This window comes from Streptomyces sp. NRRL S-350 (genome assembly GCF_000719705.1).
Lineage (GTDB): Bacteria > Actinomycetota > Actinomycetes > Streptomycetales > Streptomycetaceae > Kitasatospora.
This window is the reverse complement of sequence record NZ_JOHO01000046.1, coordinates 34,151-53,245: the sequence shown is the minus strand read 5'-3', so window position 1 is coordinate 53,245 and position 19,095 is coordinate 34,151. Positions and strand designations below refer to the sequence as shown.

Sequence of the window (19,095 nt, the reverse complement as noted above, 5' to 3'; positions counted from 1 at the left end):
GAATGGAAGTAACCTCGGCCTGCGCACCTGGACAGGAGAGACCCTAGCCAGGCCTCTCCCGCCGCCGCACCCCATTAACCGTCAGGGCCGTCCGGTCCTCGGTCCTTCCCGCCCGTCGGCGTTCACGCCGCCGCCCGCGCCGATGCCTACGCCGATCCCACGCCGGCGTTCACGCCGGCGCGACGATCACCGCCCGCGCCCGCTCCGCCAACTCCCGCACCCGGCGCTCCCCCTGGAACGGTTCCAGGCGGCGCAGCATCTCCACCACGTACTCCCGGCTGCGCTGCGAGGAGATCCGGCCGGCCACCTCGACGGCGCGCTCGCCGGCGGCGACCGCAGCGTCCAGGTTGCCCGCCTCCGCCTCGGCCATCGCCGAGACGACCAGTCGCAGGCCGTGCGAGCGGACGTAGCCCTCGGTGGGCGTGGCCAGCGCCTCGCGGGTGAACTGCCGGACCTTGGAGGGCACTCCGAGGTCGCGGAAGCACTCGGCGGCGTCGGCGGCGAGCCGGTCGTAGGCGTAGAAGTCGATCCACGCCGGATCGGGATCCCCGGCGCGCGCCCGTTCGAGCGCGCTCTCCGCCGCGCCGAGCGCCGTCGCACACGCCGCCGCATTGCGGGCCTTGGCCTGAGCCCGCGCCTCCACCAGGTGGAAGAAGCTCATGGTGCGGGCGGTGGCCAGGCCCCGGTTGCGCTCCAGGGCGGCCTGCGCGAGGTCGACGGCTTCCTCGGCGAAGCCCCGGTAACCGGCCTGCAGGCTCATCGAGGCCAGGACGTAGCCGCCGAGCGGGACGTCGGCGGCGGCCCGGGCGAGTCGCAGGGCCTGGATGTAGTAGCGCTGGGCGGCCTCGTGCTGGCCGGTGTCGAAGGCCATCCACCCGGCCAGCCGGGTCAGTTCGGCGGTCGCGCCGAACAGCGCGCGGCCCACCGTGTCGCTGTACGAGGCCAGCAGCAGGGGCGCCGCCTCCACCCGCAGGCACTCCGGCACCATCGACGAACGCCAGTCCCCGCCGCCGTACTTGGAGTCCCAGCGGCGGGCCTCCTGGGCGGCCTCGCGCAGCTTGGCGGCGTCCGAGTGGCCGACCCGGTAGGAGGTGGTGTCGCTGGGGGAGCCGCCGGGGGAGCGCGGCACCTCGCGGGCCACCGAGCCGTCCGCCGGGGTGATCAGCCAGCGGGAGACGGGCGTCGCGTAGGCGGCGACCGAGAAGGTGCCGGCCAGACTGTCGCTCCACCGGCCGCCGCCGGGGCCCCGGCGCAGGTCGAGGTCGACCCGCCACAGGTCGGTGGCGGAGCGGACGGCCTCGGCGACGTCGCGCGGGAAGGCCAGGCCGAGTTCGGGCGCCGGGTCGGTGTCGCCGAGGCCGATCTCCTCCAGCGGGACGGGCCGGCCGAGCTTGCCGCCGATCGCGGTGGCGATCAGGTGCGGGACGGGCCCCTGCGGGACCATGCCCTTGCTGACCCAGCGGGCCACCGAGGTCTTGTCGTACCGCAGGGTCAGCCCGCGCTGGGCGCCGAGGTCGTTGACCCGGCGGGCCAGTCCGGCATTGCTGATCTGGGCGAGGGTCAGGAGCGTGCCGAGCCGTTCGTTCGGTCCTCGTGGGCTGACGGTCATGGTGGCGGCGGCACCTCCTGCGGCCTTGTGCGCGGGGCCCGGGCGGCACCGGGCCGTAGCTGCTGTACCTAGAGTAGTCGGACGCGTTCCGACGGTTAAGAGGTCGCATTCCGGATGGCGGGATCGCGCACTCGGCGGCGCCGTACGGGTGTTGGTCCGGACCGCTCGGATCCGGCCGACCGTGCCGCGCGCCGGAGCGCCGTGCTCCGGTCCCGTGTTCACGTGCGCCCGGCCGTGCCCCCTGGCCCGACCGGCTGGTCGGCGATTCGCTGGTGGTCGTGGGTCGGCCCGCCGTCGAGGACCCGGCGGGCCGGGGAACGCCGCCGCCTCAATCCCCGCGGGCGGCGGTGAAGTCCGGGAGGGCATGCGGATGCCCTCCCGGGCTGGGCGACGCCTTTCGGCCATCTCGCGATGCCCATGCCAAGGGCGCGTCGCGGGCGGTCCGGGCCACGGAGGGGGAGGCCCGGCCCGCCCGGTTCCGACCGCCGCCGGACGATCCGCCGCCGGGTCGTCCCGCCGCCGCACGCCGCCGGGCACCCAGCCGTCACCAGCTGCCGGACGACCCGCCGCCTACCGTCAACCGGGCGCTCCCGCAAGCGGATCCCGCAACGCGGGCCACCGCGACGCCCACCGGTGGCACGATGTCCCTGACGGCACGCCGATCCGCGGAGGCACGCCGGGACGCGCGGGGCCGCCACGGCCCCCCACCCGCCCGCCCGGCGGCGGACGCGCCGCGCGGGAGCAAGGTCCTCGTACGGTGGAGGCGCGATGCGGTGGCTGACGGGCTGGTGCACGGGGGCGCCCCGCGCGGGTACGCCGCCGCACGAAACGCTCGGCGCGGTGGCGCCGATCGCCGCGCGCCCCCTGTGGACCGGTCCCAACCCGCTCTGGGCCGTGGGCGACTGGCGTCCCGAGGAGATCCGCCTGGTGACCCTGCGCCCCGGCGCCCCCGCCGTGGTCGGCACCGGCGCCACCACCCCCGACCCGGTCGAGGACACCCCCGCCACCACCCGCCTCGCCGTCCTCGGCCACTGCGGCGCCACCGACGCCGAACTCGCCGCCGGCCTCGCCGCCGCCCGCGGCGGCGCCGTCCGCCATCTGACCGCCTGGCCCGGCAGCTACACCGTCGTGCTGCGCACCGGCACCCGCTCCACCCTGCTGCTCACCGACCTCGCCGGCGCCCAGCCCGTCTTCCACACCCCCTGGGGCGGCGGCACCGCGTACGCCACCGCCGCCCTCCCGCTGGCCGACCTGGTCGGCGCCGCCCTGGACACCGGCCACCTCGCCGCCTTCCTCGCCTGCCCCGAGTCCCCCGAGGCGCTCGGCACCGGCACCCCGTACCTCGGCGTCCAGCAGGTGCCGCCCGGCCACGTGCTCGGGATCCGCAGCGGCCGCCCGTACCTGTCGGGCTACGACGACCCGGCCGGCCCCGAGCAGCCCCGCGACGAGGCTCCGGCCGTCCGCGAACTCACCCGCGCCCTGCTGGAGTCCGTCCGCTCCCGGGTCCGCACCACCGCTCCGGTCGCCGGCTCCGTCGGACGGGCCCGGCTCGGCGTCGACGTCTCGTACGGCACGGCCTCCGCCACCGTCGCCCTGCTCGCCGCCGCCGTCCCGCTGCCACCGGCGCCCGCCGCGGCGGTCCCGGCGGCAGCGGCAACCCCGGCCCGGGCGACCGTCGGGGCCAGGAACGGCGCGGTCAGGGGCTCCTGGGCCCGTGCCGCCGCCCAGGAGCCCTCGGCCCCCGAGCAGTTGGCCGCCGTCACGCTCGGCGAGAGCGAGCCGTCGGCCACCCTCGCGCTCGCCCCCGACACCCCGCGGCTGCGGCACACCGTGCTCGACCCCGGCCCCGGCACCCTTCCGTACGCCGGACCGGGCGCCGATCCGCAGTCCGGCCGGCTCACCGACGAGCCCGGGCCCGAACTCGTCGCCGCGGCCCGCGCCGAGGCCCGCTTCGACGCCGGCGGCACCGACCACCTCACCGGCTACGGCGCCCGCCAGGTGCTCGACGGCCACCCGGCCCGCCTGGCCGATCTCATCCGGGCCGGCCGCCCGCGCGAACTCCTGCCCCCGGTCGCCGCACTGGCCGGGGCGGACCGGGCCGTCGCGGGCGTCCTGGCCGGGGCGCTGCGCACCCCGCTCACCGTGGTCCGGGCCGCCCACCGGCTCTCCCGGATCCGCTACGCCGAGGCACTGGACGAGGCCGCCGCCAAGCTGACCGCCCGCCACGTCCCGGACGGCGCCCGGACGGCGGGGGACCGCTCGGCCGCCGACCTCGCCTGGTGCGTGCCCGGCCCGGCCGCCCGCTGGCTCTCCGACGAGGCACTCTCCTCGGTCGCCGTGCGGCTGCGCCTGGCGGCGCGCAGGCCTGCACCCGAGGGAAATCCCGGCGCGCATCGCGCCCGGCACGCCCTCTACCGGCAGGCGCGCTCCTTCCGCACGCTCGTACACGCCGCCGAACAGCCCGGCCAACGGCTGCACGCCCCCTTCCTCGACAACCAGGTGGTCCGCGCCGCCCGGCTGCTCCCCGACGACGTCCGCCTCCAGCCCGGCGCCCGGCACGCCCTCCTGCACGCCGTCCTCACCGGCGCCGGCCGCACCGACCTGCCCCCGGACTGGGGCCGCAGCCCCCGCCCCGACCGCGCCGCCCCGGCCCGCGCGGGCCTGCGCCTCGCCGCCGACGGCCTCGCCGAGCTCTTCGACGCCCCCCTCCTCGCCGAAGCCGGCCTCATCGACCTCCCGGCCGTCCGCGCCGACCTCGCCCGCTCCGCCGACCCCGCCACACCCCTCTCCCCGGCCGCCCTCGCGGGCCTGGCCGACCTCGTCTCCACCGAACTGTGGCTCCGCCGCGTCCGTGCCCGCCGCCACGGCGCCTGCTGGACCGGCCTTCCCCGCCCGCAGCCCCCAGCCCTCACCTCCTGACCCCGGGTCCGCCCGCCCCCGGTGCCCCGGCCCGGTCGGCCGCCGCTCTCGGCGCGGTTGCGGGGGCGGGCTCGGGGGCCGCGCCATGATGGCCGGGTCGTGGATCCGGTCGGGTGTCCGGGTCGGGTGTCCGGGTCGTGGGATGGGTCCGGGTGAGGAGGGCGTGCGGTGGCCGGTGGGAGCGCGGGGCGGGACGGGGACGTGCCCGTGGTGCTGTCGGTGCTCGGGCGGCCGCCGACGGGGCGCCCCGCGGGGGTGCTGGCGGCGTGCGACGGGTCGGACGGGTCGCTGTGGGCACTGGACCGGGCGATGACGGAGGCCGAGCTGTTCGGGCTGCCGCTGTACGTGCTCGCCGTGGTGAACCCGGCGCCGGCCGGCTACCCGCCGGGGATGGCGGAGCTGGTGCAGGAGAGCGTGGAGACGCTGGTCGAGAGCACCGCGGACGGGCTGCGCCGCTCGGTGACGGCCGTGCAGCGGCAGCGCCCCGCTCCGTACGCCGGGAGGATGTCGCTGCACGTGGTGCTGGGCAACGTGATCGAGGTGCTGCTGGAGGCCTCGACCCGGCAGCACACGCTGGTGGTCGGCACCCGGGGCAACGGCGGCTTCCCCCGGCTGCTGCTGGGCTCGGTGAGTTCGGCGCTGGTGCACCACGCGGCCTGCCCGGTGCTGGTGGTCCCCGCGCCGCCCGCGGGCTGAAGCCGCAGCTGCCGCCTGCGGGCTGAAACCGCAGCTCGGGGGCCGTGTCGGGAATGTACCGAGATGGTTCATCGTTCACCTATCTCGTCCCCATCCGACAAGACGCCCCCTGGAGCCCCCCGCATGAAGGTCGAGATCTGGTCCGACATCGCCTGCCCCTGGTCGAAGGCTGCAATAACTCTCTGACCAACCCAGGCGGGAAGTCCTTGCGCTCTGGATTGGTCAGGAGACTGACAGCCAAGGACTGACCATGCAGCGTGCCGACTACCAGACCCTTCGCAAAATGGGCTTCGCGGACGATGAGCTCAAGGAGTTGGGCCTTTGGGACGTCCCGACCGGTGACCCGTCCGAACTTGCGATCGCCTACATTCGGCGGTCCCAGAAGTCCGACGACCTCACGACGCTTCGGCAGCATCTCCGTGATATCGTCCGGGCTGCCGTCCGCGAGGGCAAGAAAATCGCGCACGTCTACTTCGAGCAGCGCAGTGCCTCTAAGGCTCACATCTTGCGAGAGGAATTCGAGAGCGCTACCGGCGACATTCTCAAAGGCCGCGCCAAGACTCTCCATGTTTGGAAGTCAGACCGCCTCTCCCGTCGGGGCATGGGGCAGGTTGGCCTTCTTCTCGATAAGTTCGACCAGCGGCAGGCGCGGGCAGTAAGCGTTACCGAAGGTCTGGACTCTTCCCAGGGCTCTCGAATCGTCTGGGCGATTCTCTCGGAACGCGCGCGTGACGAATCTCGGGATATCGCGCTCCGCTCGAAGACGGGGCTTGACGCTCACCGCGCCGAAGGCAAATGGATGGGCGGGATTGTCCCCTTCGGGCTCATGTATGACCCGGAGACCGGCAGGCTGGTTCGGCACCCCAGGGAATTCCTCCCTGCCCGCCGGATAGCGATCGGCCTGATCAAGAACCACACGCCCCAGCACATCGCTTACGCGATGAATCTGCGCGGCTATGTCACACGCACCGGAAAGGCGTGGAGCGCAACAGGGATCATCTCCCTGGCACACTCGCTTACCTGGGCCGGAATTGTCGTGGTCCGGGAACGGATGCGGGATGAATTCGGGGCGCCCCTCGACAAATGGCACAGGGGCGGTACCGCGCTTTTGGATGCCGACGGCTTCCCCGTTTCCTGCGGAGAAGGCGTCATCAGTTACGCCGAACATCAGATCATCGAAAAGAATCTGGCAAGTCGGGCCCGGCCGGGAACGTCAATCGGAGACCGCACACGCGGAAAGCGCAAGGCAAAGTGCGTCGCAAACACCGTGCTGCGCTGCCCTTACTGCAAGGGGCGCATGTCGAATGCCGGAGTTTCCTTCTACTGTGAAAAGCGGAAGAACGAGGGTGAAGCCTCTTGCAAGGGCTCTTCGATCAACCGTCAAGAAACCGAAGCTGCCGTTGCTCAAATGTGGCAGAATCGCATTCTTGGCCTTTCGCCGGATTCGGACGTCATCACGCACATCGCGCATGAATGGCTCAAGTACAACGACCCGGACAAGGACGAACAGCGCGCCAAGACCAGCGCAGCCCTTACGGATGCAAAAGCCCGAAAGGAAAAGCTCGAAGACGCCTATTTCGTGGCGGGCACGCTTGCAGAGGATCGGTACACCGAACTGAGTGCCAAACTGACCGCACAGATAAGCGTGTTCCAGAGAGATCTAGCCGAACTGTCGCGGGAGGCCGACCTAAGTCCGCTCATGGCGCCGGAATCGCTGGCCCAGCTCTGGGCATCGCAGGACGCCGAAGGACAGCGCGCGCTACTGCGGGCGGCGGTGGTCTCGATCGACTTCGTCCACGTCGAAGGCAGGGGGCAGCGCGGAGCGCCGGTTGCCGAACGCCTCAGGGTGACGTGGAAGGGCGAAGAGCGTCCCGACGCCGCCAAGGCGACCACCACAGCGCTTGAACACGTAGAGCTGACCCGCACCCGTCGCAAGGCCGCCGAGACAGCGCTCAGGGCAGCTGCCTGACGGCCCGTACAGCCCCGTTCGACCTCCCCGGGTCGGACGGGGCTCTCTTGTGTCGGCTGTCATGGCATGCTCGCGACAGCGCTACAGCGGGGCCGATGGTGTTTTGGTGTTTTGATGCCCGTTCTCAACACACCATAGAAAACTCTTAGGGAAGTCAGGATCGACGTCCCAAACACCAAACCGTCACTGGAAGGGCTTGCGCTCTAGAGGGGGTGGAGACAGCGGCGCCCCGGGGAACGGGGGGACACGGGGGAGCCCCGGGAAGTCGTTGCGCTCTAGAGGAAGTGGGAGACGGGGAGTGCCGCACACCCCTCCATGGTCGGTGGTCTGAGCACCCCGTCTCCCTTCGCCCATGCACCACGAGCCCCGCGCTACCGGGGTTGCCGCCGGAGTCGTGCGGCGAAGGGGCCGCGTTGTCCACGAGTAGCCACAGCCGAAAGGGGTCGCAGGCTCACGCGGTGCCCGCCCGCGCCGGCTAGTGCTGTCGCGGGAAGTTCTCGCGGCGGACGGCATCTCGGAAGCTGACGAGAGCGTTTCCGGTTTCTGTGCACACCTCCAGCAAATGTGAGGCATCCATGATGATCTCAGGAATCATGGAAAGCGCATGAGAGTGATGTTCCATCCTCAGCAATGCGCGACGGAAGGCCAAGAACGCCTCTCGCGTTTCTGTCGGGGCGAACAAATCCATGTCAGGCGCGAAGCCATAGAGCTTGTCGCGGCAATCTCGGGCATTGGATTCAATCGCCTTTAGGATCTCGTGGCTCAGTTTCTTGCGCTTTCCTTTATCGGTGGCTTGGCCGACAAGGGTGATCAGCGGGACGGCGGTGGCGTAAATCTCGCGATAAATTCCGCGCATCGGGTCGCTGCCAGGTTGTTTGCCTATATGGATTCCACCGTTGATGGTCTCGGCCTGAACCGTGGATCCGATTTCTGAGTCCGTGATTCGGTTCTCTGTCATCTCTCTCCCGCCCCTGTTCTCAACAGGATAGGTCGGGGCGTGCTGCGGCGGGGTCGTACGCACGGGTGAACTTGGCTCAAGGGGGAGGGGAGTCATGCGCACACGGTGCCTTGACTGTAGGGGGTGGGCCACCCGCAACGGCCGGTGCGACGAGCACCACCGGGCCTACGAGGCTGGTCGTACGGTGCAGTCGCACAGCAAGCGGAAGGCGGCCCTCGCGGCCGGTACCGGTGCCGCGGCTCGTCTGCGGAAGGCTGTGCGGCGGGCTGGGCACGGTGACTGCGTCGCGTGCGGTGGGCGCTTCCTGCCCAGCGGCGTAGACATTGACCACCGGCAGCCGCTCGCCAAGGGCGGCCAGGACGTGGACGACAACGTTCAGGTGCTCTGCAAGGCGTGCCATCGGGCCAAGACCCGGCGCGACTTCGACCACCAGCGTCCGCCGTTCTGAGCGCTCGTCCGACGGCTGGGCGGGGCGCTCCGGAAGTTCACGGCCTGGCCGCTCAGCGATCCCGGCCCCAGCTCGAAAAACGCGCCCTGGGTGTGACGCCGGACCCAAGCGCCCCCAGTGATCAACTGCTGTGCTGCGTCGGCGAAGCCGTGCTGAGGCGCCCGGAGAAAGGCACCCGCTAAGGGGGTCGAAGCGCCGGTTAGGAGGTGGTCAAGGTGTCCCGAGCGAAGAGCCCGGACCACCGGACCGGCCACCCGTCCGCGGCGCTGGACTCGCCCGCTTCAGTGGTCCACGAAGGCCGTGCTCCGCGCGTGCCGGCTCACTTGGGGAAGACCGGCCGGGAGGCGTGGCGGACGGTCTGGACGGCCGGGGCCGGTGCCTACTCGCCGGAAACGGACCGGTACATCATCCTGCGCTACTGCGAACTCCAGGACCGGCGGGCGGAGCTGCTGGCGGTGGTTGCTGCCGACGGTTTCATGTCGGAGGGGTACAACGGCCAGCCGGTGGCGCACCCGATGTTGCGGTATGTGGAGTCCACAGAGAAGGAGTTGCGGTCGATCGAGACCGCGATCGGCTTCACGCCGGAAGCCCGGATGCGCCTGGGGATTGTCGCTGCTGAGGCGCGGAGGGTGGCCACGAGCCCCGAGGATTTCTAACTGAACATGGCGGGGGGTGGTCGGCTTGTCCGCCCTCGATCCCGTCATTGCTCGGCACATCCCGGACGACGCGCCGTACCCGTCGGAGGGGTACCGCGTCGCCAATTGGATTGAGCACCACTGCCACCTGACAGGCTCGTTCGCCGAACAGCGCTTTCGTCTGCTGCCCTGGCAGCGGGAACTTCTGGTCGACGCGTACGAGCTGCGACAGGACGGGTCCGGTCGCTGGGTGCGCAAGCACCGCCTGGCCGTGGTGTGCATCGCGCGGAAGAACGGCAAGAGCACGCTTGCCGCCGCGATCATGCTGTACCACCTGATCGCCGACCGGGCCGATACCCAGCGCCAGATCATCGCTGCGGCCAATGACCGCAACCAGGCGCGCATGGTCTTCGACTCGGCGCGGCAGATGGTGAACGCGTCGCCGAAGCTGTCGGCGATCTGCTCGGTTCAGCGCGACGTCATCCGCTTCAAGGACAGCACTTACCGGGTGGTCAGCGCGGACGCCGGTCGGCAGCAAGGTCTGAACCCGTCGGCGGTCTCGTTGGACGAGTACGCGTTCAGCAAGAGCGCGGACTTGTTCGACGCGCTGACGCTCGGCGGCGCCGCCCGCAATCAGCCGATCACCTGGGTCGTCAGTACCGCCGGCCCGGACCCGGACGGACCATTCGCGGCGCTCTGCGGACGCGGGGAGCGGGTCAACTCCGGGGAGGCCGACGACCCGACGCTCTTCTACCGGTCGTGGGGTCCGCGCCTGGGCGAAGAGGTCGACCACCTTGACCCGGCCGTCTGGCGACATTGCAACCCTTCGTTCGACATCCTGAACGAAGAGGACTTCAAGGCGGCTGCCGCGCGCAGCTCCGAAGCGTCGTTCCGGATCTACCGCCTGTCGCAGTTCGTCCGGGGCGGGTCGACGTGGCTGCCTCATGGGCTCTGGGAGTCCCTGGCAGTTGCAGAAACGATCCTCCCCGGGGACGCGGTGGTCTGCGGCTTCGATGGGAGCTGGAAGGGCGACAGTACGGCCCTGGCCGCCGTCCGCTTGAGAGACCTCTGCGTCTTCGTCCTGGGGCACTGGGAGGCGCCGGTTGGGGATGCGCATTGGCGGGTGCCCATGGCGGACGTGCGGGATGCTCTGCGGTCCGCGCTGGCCACGTACGACGTGCGACTTCTGGTCGCCGACCCGTACCGCTGGGAGGAGACGCTAGACACCCTCGAAGCGGAGGGGTACCCGATCGAGGCGTTCCCGACCAACAGTCTCAAGAGGATGATCCCGGCGACCCAGGCCGTCTACGACGCGTGCCGGGACGGGCGTCTGTCCCACGACGGGAGTCCGGCTCTTGCCCGCCACATCGGCAATGCGGTTCTGCGCGAAGACCGGCACGGGGCGCGCATCACGAAGGAGCATGCCGGGTCGAAACGCAAGATCGACCTTGCCGTTGCCATGATCCTGGCTGTCCACGGGGCGGTCATGTACCGGGACGAGAACCCGGACTTCGCGGACTCGCCGATCCTCGCCACCTGGGAGCAGGACGGGCAGGTTTTCAACGTCGGCGGTTCCGCTGAGTACTTCGATGATCTCTAGCTCACGGATTACGTAATCCGTGACCACACGGGGGGTGGTGGTCATGGGGTTCTGGCGTGACCTGATACGGGGCCGTGCCCCGACGGTCGTCCAGCGCGCCCAGTGGGAGGACGCCGCGGAGGCGTTGGTCCTTCACGGGAAGGTCACGGCATCCGGGCAGCGGATCGACGCGACCGCGGCACTGAAGGTCAGCGCGGTCTTCGGGTGCGTCCGGCTCCTGTCGGAGACCATCGCGACGCTTCCGGTCGCCACGTACTCCCGTCGGGGAGGCGCGCGGAAGCTCGTCCGGTCGCCGCTGTGGCTGGACTACCCGACGGCGGAGCCCGGGGGGCTGGGGCGGATCGACCTTCTGTCCCAAGTGGTGCTGTCGCTGCTGCTCGAAGGCAACGCCTACTTGGCCGTGCTGTGGGACGGTCCGTCGATCGTCGGCCTGGAAGTCCTTGACCCGTCGCGGATCGAGACGCACACGGTGGTGGTTGACGGGCGCCGGCGAAAGGTCTTCCACGCCACGGACGTTGACCGGGACGGCAACCCGGTGGCGCTGGGCTGGTTCACGACGAGGGAGATCCTGCACATCCCCGGCATGATGCTGCCGGGGGCGTTCACCGGGGTCTCGCCGATCGCCTTCGCCCGGGAGTCCATCGGTCTCGCCCTGGCGGCGCAGACCTACGGCGGCAAGTTCTTCAGCAACGGCGCCACGCCGGGCGCCGTGGTCGAAGTCCCGGGGGCTATGTCCGAAGAGGGCTTGGCCCGTGCCCGGGAGGCGTGGCGGCTGGCCAACTCCGGCGTCGACAACGCCCACCGGGTGGCCTTGCTCACCGAAGGTGCGAAGTTCTCGAAGATCAGCATGTCCCCGGACGAAGCCCAGTTCTTGGAGACCCGACAGTTCCAAGTGCCTGAGATCGCCCGTGTTTTCGGCGTCCCGCCGCACCTGATCGCCGACGCTACGAACTCCACGTCGTGGGGCAGCGGCCTGGCCGAGCAGAACCAGGCATTCGCCCAGTTCAGCCTTCGCCCGTGGCTGGAGCGGATCGAAGCGGGCTTCACGCGGCTTCTGTTCGCGGAGTCGGCGAACCGGCAGCTCTTCGTGAAGTTCAGCTTGGACGGCATCCAGCGGGGCGCCCCGGCGGAGCGCATGACCATGTACTCCACCGGCCTTCAGCAGGGGATCTACTCGATCGATGAAGTCCGCGCCTGGGAGGACCTGGAGCCCCTGCCCGACGGCCAGGGCGCCGTTCACCGTGTGCCGCTGAACCTCGCTCCGGTGGACGAGGAGCCCCAGGACGAGCCCCCGACCACAGAGCCCCCGGCCGCCGACCCGACCGCGGAGCCCGACAACAACGAAGGGGGGACAGATGACACCGGAGCGCCGAAGCCTCAGCCTGCCGGCTGAGATCCGGTCCGAAGGCGACACCATCACCATGCGGGGGTACGCCTACCGCTTCAACGAGCTGAGCCACGATCTGGGGGGCTTTCGGGAGCGGATCATCCCCGGGGCCGGTGCCGCGTCGCTGGACGGCGCGCGGGACGTGCTGGCCACGTTCAACCACGACCCGAACCACCCACTGGGCCGGATGAGTTCGGGGACTCTGCGGGCCGGGGAAGACGGTGCGGGCGGCTGGTACGAGATCGATCTACCCGATACCACTACCGGCCGGGACGTCGCCGAACTGCTGCGCCGTGGGGACGTACGGGGGTCGTCCTTCACGTTCCGCGTGCTGGACGGCGGGCAGCGCTGGGCTGACCAGGACGACGCAGAGACCGGCCTTCCTGTTCGGGACGTCCTGTCGATGGATGTTCTGGAGCTGGGCCCGGTCCTGAACCCGGCCTACCCGACCACTCAGGCGTCCCTTCGCTCCCTGGTGGAGCTGCTGGGGACCAACGGCGACCGCGAAGAGGGTTCGGCCGCCGATCACACGCTCAACCTGCCGCCGCTTGTGCGGGCACTGTTCATACGGGGGGAAAACTGATGGACGCTACTACCCTGAGCGCGAACTTCGAGGCGCGCGAGAAGGCGACCGCGGAACTGCGGGCGCTGACCGACGAGTTCGCCGGTCGGGAGATGCCGACTGAGGCGCGCGAGAAGGAGACCCGGCTTCTGGCCGCCGTCGCCGACTACGACGACCGGGTTCGCCGTGGCGTCGAAGCCGTCCGGGCCAGCGAGACCGCACAGAAGCTCATGGCCGAACTCAAGGGGATCGGCAGCAAGAGCGGCGGCAAGGCCGACGAGACCGCGAACGAGCTGCGGGCGCTCGGCCTGGGCGACGGGATCGACTTTCGCCCGGACAAGGCACTCCACAAGAGCGGCGCGGAGCTGCGCGCGGTGGTCGACACCACCACCGGCAAGAACGTGATCCCCCGGACGCTGTACAACCGCCTTCTGGCGGAGGCGGTCACCCGCTCCACCGTGATGAGCGGCGGCGCCACCATCCTGTCCACGTCGTCCGGTGAGCCGATGGACTTCACGGTGGTCACCGGTCGCGCGTCGGCGGGCATCGTGGCGGAGAACGGCACCATCCCGGAGAGCAACCCGACCACCGTCCAGCGGTCGATGGGCGCCTACAAGTACGCCTACGCGTCGACGCTCAGCTCTGAGTTCGTCGCCGATCAGGCACTCGATCTCGTGGCGTTTCTCGTTAACGACGCCGGTCCCGCGCTGGGCCACGGCATGGGCGTGCACTTCCTGACCGGTACCGGCACCAACCAGCCGAAGGGCGTGCTCAACGCGGCCCCGGCTGCCACTGCCGCGTTCGCGAAGACCGCGAAGGACACCACTGTCAGCGACGGCCTGATCGACCTGTTCTTCGAGCTGCCGCAGCCCTACCGGGGCAGCGCTGTGTACGTTGTGTCCGACGCGACCGCCGCGAAGATGCGCAAGCTCAAGGACAGCCAGGGGCAGTACCTCTGGCAGAACGCGCTGACCGCCGGCCAGCCGCCGACCTTCAACGGCGCCCCGGTGCTGACCGATCCGGCCATGCCGGACGACAAGGTCTTCTTCGGTGACCTGTCCAAGTACACGATCCGGCTGGCGGGCCCGCTTCGCGTGGAACGCTCGGTCGACGTGAAGTTCCAGAGCGACCAGATCGTCTACCGGTTCATCCAGCGCGCGGACGGCCTTCTCGTGGACGAGCGGTCGGCCAAGGTGCTGACCATGACCGGCCCGTGATCGACGTCTAGCTGGGGGCTCACGGATTACGTAATCCGTGGGCCCCTTCCCGAAGGGGGTTGCATGACGTACGCGACGATCGCCGAAGTCCGGGCCCTGGACGGCATGGACGACACGGCGCTCTTCCCGGACGAGACGGTCAGCGACGCCTTGGCGTACGCGGTGGAGACGGTGGAGTCCTACACGGGCCGCACGTGGGAGGGGACGGACGCGCCGCCGGAGACGATCCGGTGGTGTGTGCGCACGCTGGCCAGGCAGTACCTCTTGGATCTCGTCTCGCGCATCCCGGACCGCGCGCTCCAGCTACAGAGCGAATTCGGGTCCGTTCAGCTTGCCCAGGCAGGTGGCACGTGGCGCCCGACATCGCTACCTGAGGTGAACGCCCAGCTCAACCGATACCGGGTCCGACTGCCGTTCTTCTTCCTGTAGGGGTGACACGTGGCAGTCATTTTCGACGCGAAGGTTGCCCTGTTCGAAGCGCTCAAGGTGGCACTGCCGTCCCGCGTACAGGTGTCCTTCGCGGACACGGGAGAGGCCAACCGGCGCGCGCACGTGTGGCTTGGCGAGACCACCGAAGAAGACCTTGAGCCGGTCGCGATGCGGGCCGGACAGGCCAAGCCGACGGCCGTGAACGGGCTCGTGGACGTCCACGGGTTCTACGTCTCGCCGGGGGGCCCGATCGAGGCGGAGAGGTTCGTCTACGGGCTGCGCGAAATCGTCGCCGCGGCGTGCCGGCTGATCGACCCGGCAACGGTCCCGGGGCTGATCGACGTACGGCCGGAGTCCGTCCAGGTGGACACGGCCGAGACACCAGACGGCGCGTACAGCGCGCTGACAGTCCGCGTCCGGGTGCGTGGACGACAGACCTGACGGGGGGATTCACATGGCGCTTGACGCGTCTATCGGCATCGGTGCCGAGGCGGAGTACGGCACCGCCGCTACCACCATCACCGGCTACGAAGGCAAGGCCGATTCGTGGAAGGTCTCGCGGGAGTTCGTGGAGTCGATCGGCTTCCGGGCCGGTCTCCAGACTGCCCGCGCTGACCGCCGGAACATCGTGAACATGGGCGGCGAAGGGGAGATCGAGGTAGACCTACTGGACGTGGGCGCCGCCGATCTGCTGCGGGCGGTCTTCGACAAGCACACGTCGACCGAGAAGGCCGGGTTCGTGACGCACGTCTTCGAGACGTCCACCTACTCCGGGGCTCCGTCATGGACGGCGCAGATGGTACGTCCGACCGTCGAAGGGACACGGGTCGCGTACCGCCATGTCGGCTGCCAGGCAACGGAGTTCACGTTCTCGGCGGATCTCAAGGGCGCCGTCTCGCTCAAGGTGTCCTTCGACTTCCAGGACGTGAGCCACACACGGACCACGGGGCAGATCCTCGCCCCGGTTTACCCGGCGGAGGCGCGCGCCTACGACTGGACACGGACGGCGGTCACGCTGAAGCGCGGCGGCGTCTCTGCTCCGCTGGACTCGTCCAAGTTCGAGATCAAGGCGGACCTGGGGCTCAAGACCGACAGGCGGTTCCTGCGCGGAACTCCGCTGAAGAAGCGCCCGGTTCGGGCCGCGGTTCCGTCCTTCGAGGGTTCCAGCGAAGGGGAGTTCACGGACGCCGCGCTCCCGCTGTACGAGTCGTTCCTAGCGGGTGAAGTGCTCGCCCTGGCCGTCGATCTTGTCGGGCTCACCCCGGGCACGTCCATGCGTTGGGAGCTGCCCGCCGTCCAGCTCACCGGGGAGTCACCGGAAGCGAGCGTGGACGACGTGACCGCCATGAAGACCCCGTTCCGCATCCTCGACCCGGGCGACGGCACGCCCGCGATGCGCGTGACCTACGTGGAGCCGTCCACGACTCCGCCCGCCCCGCCGTCCGGCGGCTCCAGTGGCTGAGTCCGCGTTCACCACCAGGGTTGAAGGGCTGGACGAGCTGAAGCGCGCGCTCCGGCAGCTCAAGGACCGGGACCTGAACAAGGCCGTGCGGGAGGTCAACAAGACCGCCGCGGAGATCGTGAAGCCGGAAGCCAGGAAGACGGCGCCCGCCGGCCACCGAACCCCGAAGTCGTCGAAGAAGTACAAGCCGGGGCGACTTGCCGCGTCGATCGCCGTCGTGGCGTCCACCAACTCCGCGGTCATCAAGGCCGGGTCGGCGTCCCGGGTGCCGTACGCGGGGGCGGTCCACTTCGGCTTCCCGCGGCGCCACATCCGCCCGAACAGGTTCTTGTTCCGCGCCATGGCGCGCACGTCGGACGAAGTCGCCGACACCTACGAACGCGAGATCACGGCCGTGATCCGCGACAAGATCGAAAGCTAGGGGGACCGCATGGTGAAGAAGGCCGCTGCCAACGACATGGGCGAGCTGCTGTCGATCGACATCGACTCGCTCTCGATCGAGGAGATCGAGACCATCGAAGAGATCATCGACGGCCCGCTGGACGCGCTGGCCCAGCCCGGAGCCCGTAAGGGCCGGATGATGCGCGCCATGGCCGTGGTGCTGAAGCGACGCACCGATCCCGACTTCTCGATCGAGGATGCCGGGGCGCTCCGGATCTCGCTGAAGTCGAAGCCGAAGGACCCTACCGCGCTCAGCGCGTAGTGACCTGCGCCCGTCTCGTCCAGCACTACCAGGGGCTCACCTGGACGGACGTGCGCGGCATGGCGCTGAGGGACTTCAACACGCTCGTGGAGCAGATGACGGAAGACCTGGACGAGCAGGCGCGGGCGGAGGGGCGGTCGCGTCGGGGCCCGGGTGGGGAGCGGAGGACGCCGGTCATGACGTGACGGCGGAGCAGTCGGCGGTGGGCGCTGGGGGGTGCCCCCGCCGGCTGGCAGCACGACGCGGAGGTACGGGGGATCGGGGGGTCCGCGTATGGCTAAGCCAATCAAGATCACACTGTTGGGCGATATCACCGACCTTGCCGAGAAGTTGGGCGACGGGGCGAAGGAGATTGAGTCCTTCGGGAAGAAGGCCGGGAAGCTTGCGCTCATCGGCGGCGGGCTCGTCGGCGCGGGGCTCACGGCCGGACTCGTGGAAGCTCTGGACCGGGACAAGAACAACGACCTGTTGGCCGCCCAGGTCGGGGCGACGCCGGAACAGGCGCGGACGCTGGGCCAGGCAGCCGGGCGGATCTTCGGTGACGGTCTGGGCGAGTCCGTGGAGCAGATCAACGAGGGTTTGAAATCGCTTTGGCAGGGCGGGCTTGTCCCGGCCGGAGCGACCGCCCAGGAAATCGAGGGTATCGGCGGCAAGCTGCTGAACGTCTCGAAAATTATGGGCGAAGACCTGGGTCCGACGGCAAAAACAGCCGGGCAAATGGTCAAAACGGGAATGGCCAAAGACTTTGATCAGGCCATGGATATTCTCGTTCGCGGAACGCAGCTCGGCGTTAATGCGAATGAAGACCTGTTGGACACCTTCAATGAATATTCCGTCCAATTCAAAAAGGTCGGAATGGATGGTCCCACGGCGTTGGGTCTGATGAACCAGGCGCTCAAGGCCGGTGCGCGCGATGCCGACGTGGCGTCCGATGCGATCAAGGAATTCAGCCTCCGGGCGATTGACGGCTCCACCGGTTCGGCGGACGCCTATAAGGCGCTTGGCCTGAATGCCAAGCAGATGACCGCGACCATTGCGGCCGGTGGCCCGAAGGCTGCCGAAGCGACCCAACTTGTTTTCGACAAGATGCGGGCACTGAAAGACCCGGTCGAGAAAAACACGGTCGCGGTCGGCCTCTTCGGTACCCAAGCCGAGGATTTGGGTAGCGCACTCGCGGCCATGGACCCGAAGACGGCGGTAAAAACTCTGGGCGATGTCGCCAGAGCTGCGGAAAAAGCCGGGAATACGCTCAACGACAATGCCAGCACGAGGCTTGCGGCCTTCGGCAGGCAGGCGCAACAGGTCTTCGTGGACGTGGTCGACCGGTACGCGCTGCCGGTGATCGACAAGGCCAGTGCGAAGTTCCACACCCTGGGGGAGGCCGTCTCCGCGGGCATCGACTTCGTAACACGCTACCGGACTCCGATCACGGCCGTCGCCGGGGTAATTGGCGTCATCCTGCTGCCGTCGCTCGTCGCCTGGGGGGTCACCTCCACCCAGGCCGGTGCGGCCAACGTGTGGGCCTGGGCGACGAGCACGGCCAGTGCGACCGGTGGAGCGGCCAGTCAGGTGGTAGCTCACTGGGCGGTGGTCGGCGGGTGGGTGAAGGCAGGTGGACAAGCGGCCGTCTCCGGCGCGGTCGTCGTCGGGCAGTGGATCATGATGGGTGCCGAGTCCCTGGTCCAAGCGGGCAGGATTGCCGCGGCATGGCTGATAGCCATCGGGCCGGCTGCGCTCGTTATCGCCGCGGTCGTCGCGGTGGCTCTGCTGATCTGGCAGAACTGGGACAAGGTCAAGCAGTGGACGGCCGAAGCCTGGGACTGGGTAGTTGCGAAGATCAAGCAAGCGGTCGACTTCGTGGTGTGGCTCTTCTTGAACTTCACCGGGCCGGGACTGCTTATCAAGCACTGGGAGACGATCAAGGCAGCGACCGCGGCAGCGTTCCAGTGGGTCCAGGACAAGGCTCGTGCCGGGCTGGACGGCGTGGTCAACTTCTTCACTTCGTTGCCGGGCAGGATCGTCGCTGCGGCCGGGGCGGTCCGTGACGCGGGGGCTCGAATCGGCGGTGTCGTGATCGACGGCATCTCGTCCGGCCTGTCAAAGTTGGCGGGCTTCGCGTCCAGCTTGGCGGACGCCGTCCGGGGGGCGGCCAAGGGAGCGATCAACGGGCTGATCGACCTTCTCAACTGGGCCATCCCCGACAAGATCGGGTGGGGATCGTTCTCGATCAACCTGCCTCCCAACCCGATCCCGAAGATCCGGGCCATGGGCGGACCGGCAAGCGGTCTCACCCGTGTCGGTGAGCGTGGGCCGGAGTGGGTCAACCTGCCGCGCGGATCGAACGTGATCCCCAACCATGCGGCACCGGTTGGGGGTGGAGTCGTGGTCAACGTCCAGACCAACGCGGACCCGTTCGCGATCGGTCGGGAAGTCGCGTGGGCGCTGCGGGTGGCTCCGCGATAGGCCGCGGATTACGTAATCCGTGACAGCTCAACAAGGGG

General features: G+C 69.6%; 18 protein-coding genes. 16 read left to right on the top strand and 2 right to left on the bottom strand.

Features of this window, described 5'->3' with window-relative positions; all coding sequences use genetic code 11:
- Window positions 1–169 precede the first annotated feature (169 nt).
- Window positions 170–1,609 (bottom strand): hypothetical protein, encoded by a 1,440-nt coding sequence (locus IF30_RS0129855; RefSeq protein ID WP_030244228.1) that lies wholly within the window; start codon window positions 1,607–1,609, stop codon window positions 170–172.
- A 768-nt stretch (window positions 1,610–2,377) separates the two neighbouring features.
- On the opposite strand from IF30_RS0129855, the gene IF30_RS0129850 reads away from it, so the two are divergent.
- From IF30_RS0129850 to IF30_RS0129840, 3 genes are all read left to right on the top strand, one after another.
- Window positions 2,378–4,528: an asparagine synthase-related protein gene (locus IF30_RS0129850; protein ID WP_030244227.1), complete on the top strand. Its 2,151-nt coding sequence runs from the start codon at window positions 2,378–2,380 to the stop codon at window positions 4,526–4,528.
- A 168-nt stretch (window positions 4,529–4,696) separates the two neighbouring features.
- Complete coding sequence (locus IF30_RS0129845; protein ID WP_051711509.1) at window positions 4,697–5,224, top strand: universal stress protein; 528 nt, start codon at window positions 4,697–4,699, stop codon at window positions 5,222–5,224.
- A gap of 250 nt (window positions 5,225–5,474) precedes the next feature.
- Window positions 5,475–7,193 (top strand): recombinase family protein, encoded by a 1,719-nt coding sequence (locus IF30_RS0129840; protein WP_030244217.1) that lies wholly within the window; start codon window positions 5,475–5,477, stop codon window positions 7,191–7,193.
- Window positions 7,194–7,668: 475 nt separating this feature from the next.
- Here IF30_RS0129840 and IF30_RS0129835 read toward each other — a convergent pair whose 3' ends face one another.
- Window positions 7,669–8,151, bottom strand: a complete 483-nt coding sequence (locus IF30_RS0129835; RefSeq protein WP_158835585.1) for a hypothetical protein — start codon at window positions 8,149–8,151, stop codon at window positions 7,669–7,671.
- A gap of 94 nt (window positions 8,152–8,245) precedes the next feature.
- Between IF30_RS0129835 and IF30_RS0129830 the strand changes: the two genes are divergently transcribed.
- From IF30_RS0129830 to IF30_RS0129770, 13 genes are all read left to right on the top strand, one after another.
- Window positions 8,246–8,599: an HNH endonuclease gene (locus IF30_RS0129830; RefSeq protein ID WP_030244215.1), complete on the top strand. Its 354-nt coding sequence runs from the start codon at window positions 8,246–8,248 to the stop codon at window positions 8,597–8,599.
- 215 nt (window positions 8,600–8,814) lie between these two features.
- Window positions 8,815–9,255 (top strand): phage terminase small subunit P27 family, encoded by a 441-nt coding sequence (locus IF30_RS0129825; RefSeq protein WP_030244213.1) that lies wholly within the window; start codon window positions 8,815–8,817, stop codon window positions 9,253–9,255.
- Window positions 9,256–9,280: 25 nt separating this feature from the next.
- Window positions 9,281–10,834 carry a terminase large subunit domain-containing protein gene (locus tag IF30_RS0129820; RefSeq protein WP_199807953.1) on the top strand — a complete coding sequence of 518 codons (1,554 nt, stop codon included), beginning with the start codon at window positions 9,281–9,283 and terminating at the stop codon, window positions 10,832–10,834.
- 43 nt (window positions 10,835–10,877) lie between these two features.
- Complete coding sequence (locus IF30_RS0129815) at window positions 10,878–12,227, top strand: phage portal protein (RefSeq protein ID WP_030244210.1); 1,350 nt, start codon at window positions 10,878–10,880, stop codon at window positions 12,225–12,227.
- Window positions 12,190–12,804 (top strand): HK97 family phage prohead protease, encoded by a 615-nt coding sequence (locus tag IF30_RS0129810; RefSeq protein WP_078891823.1) that lies wholly within the window; start codon window positions 12,190–12,192, stop codon window positions 12,802–12,804. Before IF30_RS0129815 ends, IF30_RS0129810 begins: the two co-directional genes overlap by 38 nt.
- On the top strand, window positions 12,804–14,000 hold the full coding sequence (locus tag IF30_RS0129805) for a phage major capsid protein (RefSeq protein WP_030244207.1): 1,197 nt from the start codon (window positions 12,804–12,806) through the stop codon (window positions 13,998–14,000). The genes IF30_RS0129810 and IF30_RS0129805 overlap by 1 nt, the downstream gene beginning before the upstream one ends.
- Before the next feature lie 63 nt (window positions 14,001–14,063).
- The gene (locus IF30_RS0129800) at window positions 14,064–14,429 is read left to right on the top strand and encodes a hypothetical protein (protein ID WP_030244205.1); all 366 of its coding nucleotides are present in this window, start codon (window positions 14,064–14,066) and stop codon (window positions 14,427–14,429) included.
- Window positions 14,430–14,438: 9 nt separating this feature from the next.
- On the top strand, window positions 14,439–14,870 hold the full coding sequence (locus tag IF30_RS0129795) for a hypothetical protein (RefSeq protein WP_030244204.1): 432 nt from the start codon (window positions 14,439–14,441) through the stop codon (window positions 14,868–14,870).
- A 13-nt stretch (window positions 14,871–14,883) separates the two neighbouring features.
- Window positions 14,884–15,891: a phage tail tube protein gene (locus IF30_RS0129790; RefSeq protein ID WP_051711507.1), complete on the top strand. Its 1,008-nt coding sequence runs from the start codon at window positions 14,884–14,886 to the stop codon at window positions 15,889–15,891.
- The gene (locus IF30_RS42170) at window positions 15,884–16,312 is read left to right on the top strand and encodes an HK97-gp10 family putative phage morphogenesis protein (RefSeq protein ID WP_030244201.1); all 429 of its coding nucleotides are present in this window, start codon (window positions 15,884–15,886) and stop codon (window positions 16,310–16,312) included. The genes IF30_RS0129790 and IF30_RS42170 overlap by 8 nt, the downstream gene beginning before the upstream one ends.
- Window positions 16,313–16,321: 9 nt before the next feature.
- Window positions 16,322–16,594, top strand: a complete 273-nt coding sequence (locus IF30_RS0129780) for a hypothetical protein (protein WP_030244199.1) — start codon at window positions 16,322–16,324, stop codon at window positions 16,592–16,594.
- Window positions 16,594–16,779 (top strand): hypothetical protein, encoded by a 186-nt coding sequence (locus tag IF30_RS0129775; RefSeq protein ID WP_030244198.1) that lies wholly within the window; start codon window positions 16,594–16,596, stop codon window positions 16,777–16,779. The genes IF30_RS0129780 and IF30_RS0129775 overlap by 1 nt, the downstream gene beginning before the upstream one ends.
- A gap of 88 nt (window positions 16,780–16,867) precedes the next feature.
- Window positions 16,868–19,057, top strand: a complete 2,190-nt coding sequence (locus IF30_RS0129770) for a phage tail tape measure protein (protein WP_030244197.1) — start codon at window positions 16,868–16,870, stop codon at window positions 19,055–19,057.
- The last annotated feature ends 38 nt before the right edge of the window (window positions 19,058–19,095 follow it).

Bases quoted from the DNA above. Each gene is read 5' to 3' on its own strand.
- IF30_RS0129855 (WP_030244228.1), bottom strand. From the start codon at position 1,609: ATGACCGTCAGCCCACGAGGACCGAACGAACGGCTCGGCACGCTCCTG.
- IF30_RS0129850 (WP_030244227.1), top strand. From the start codon at position 2,378: ATGCGGTGGCTGACGGGCTGGTGCACGGGGGCGCCCCGCGCGGGTACG.
- IF30_RS0129840 (WP_030244217.1), top strand. From the start codon at position 5,475: ATGCAGCGTGCCGACTACCAGACCCTTCGCAAAATGGGCTTCGCGGAC.
- IF30_RS0129835 (WP_158835585.1), bottom strand. From the start codon at position 8,151: ATGACAGAGAACCGAATCACGGACTCAGAAATCGGATCCACGGTTCAG.
- IF30_RS0129830 (WP_030244215.1), top strand. From the start codon at position 8,246: ATGCGCACACGGTGCCTTGACTGTAGGGGGTGGGCCACCCGCAACGGC.
- IF30_RS0129815 (WP_030244210.1), top strand. From the start codon at position 10,878: ATGGGGTTCTGGCGTGACCTGATACGGGGCCGTGCCCCGACGGTCGTC.
- IF30_RS0129810 (WP_078891823.1), top strand. From the start codon at position 12,190: ATGACACCGGAGCGCCGAAGCCTCAGCCTGCCGGCTGAGATCCGGTCC.
- IF30_RS0129805 (WP_030244207.1), top strand. From the start codon at position 12,804: ATGGACGCTACTACCCTGAGCGCGAACTTCGAGGCGCGCGAGAAGGCG.
- IF30_RS0129800 (WP_030244205.1), top strand. From the start codon at position 14,064: ATGACGTACGCGACGATCGCCGAAGTCCGGGCCCTGGACGGCATGGAC.
- IF30_RS0129790 (WP_051711507.1), top strand. From the start codon at position 14,884: ATGGCGCTTGACGCGTCTATCGGCATCGGTGCCGAGGCGGAGTACGGC.
- IF30_RS0129780 (WP_030244199.1), top strand. From the start codon at position 16,322: ATGGTGAAGAAGGCCGCTGCCAACGACATGGGCGAGCTGCTGTCGATC.
- IF30_RS0129770 (WP_030244197.1), top strand. From the start codon at position 16,868: ATGGCTAAGCCAATCAAGATCACACTGTTGGGCGATATCACCGACCTT.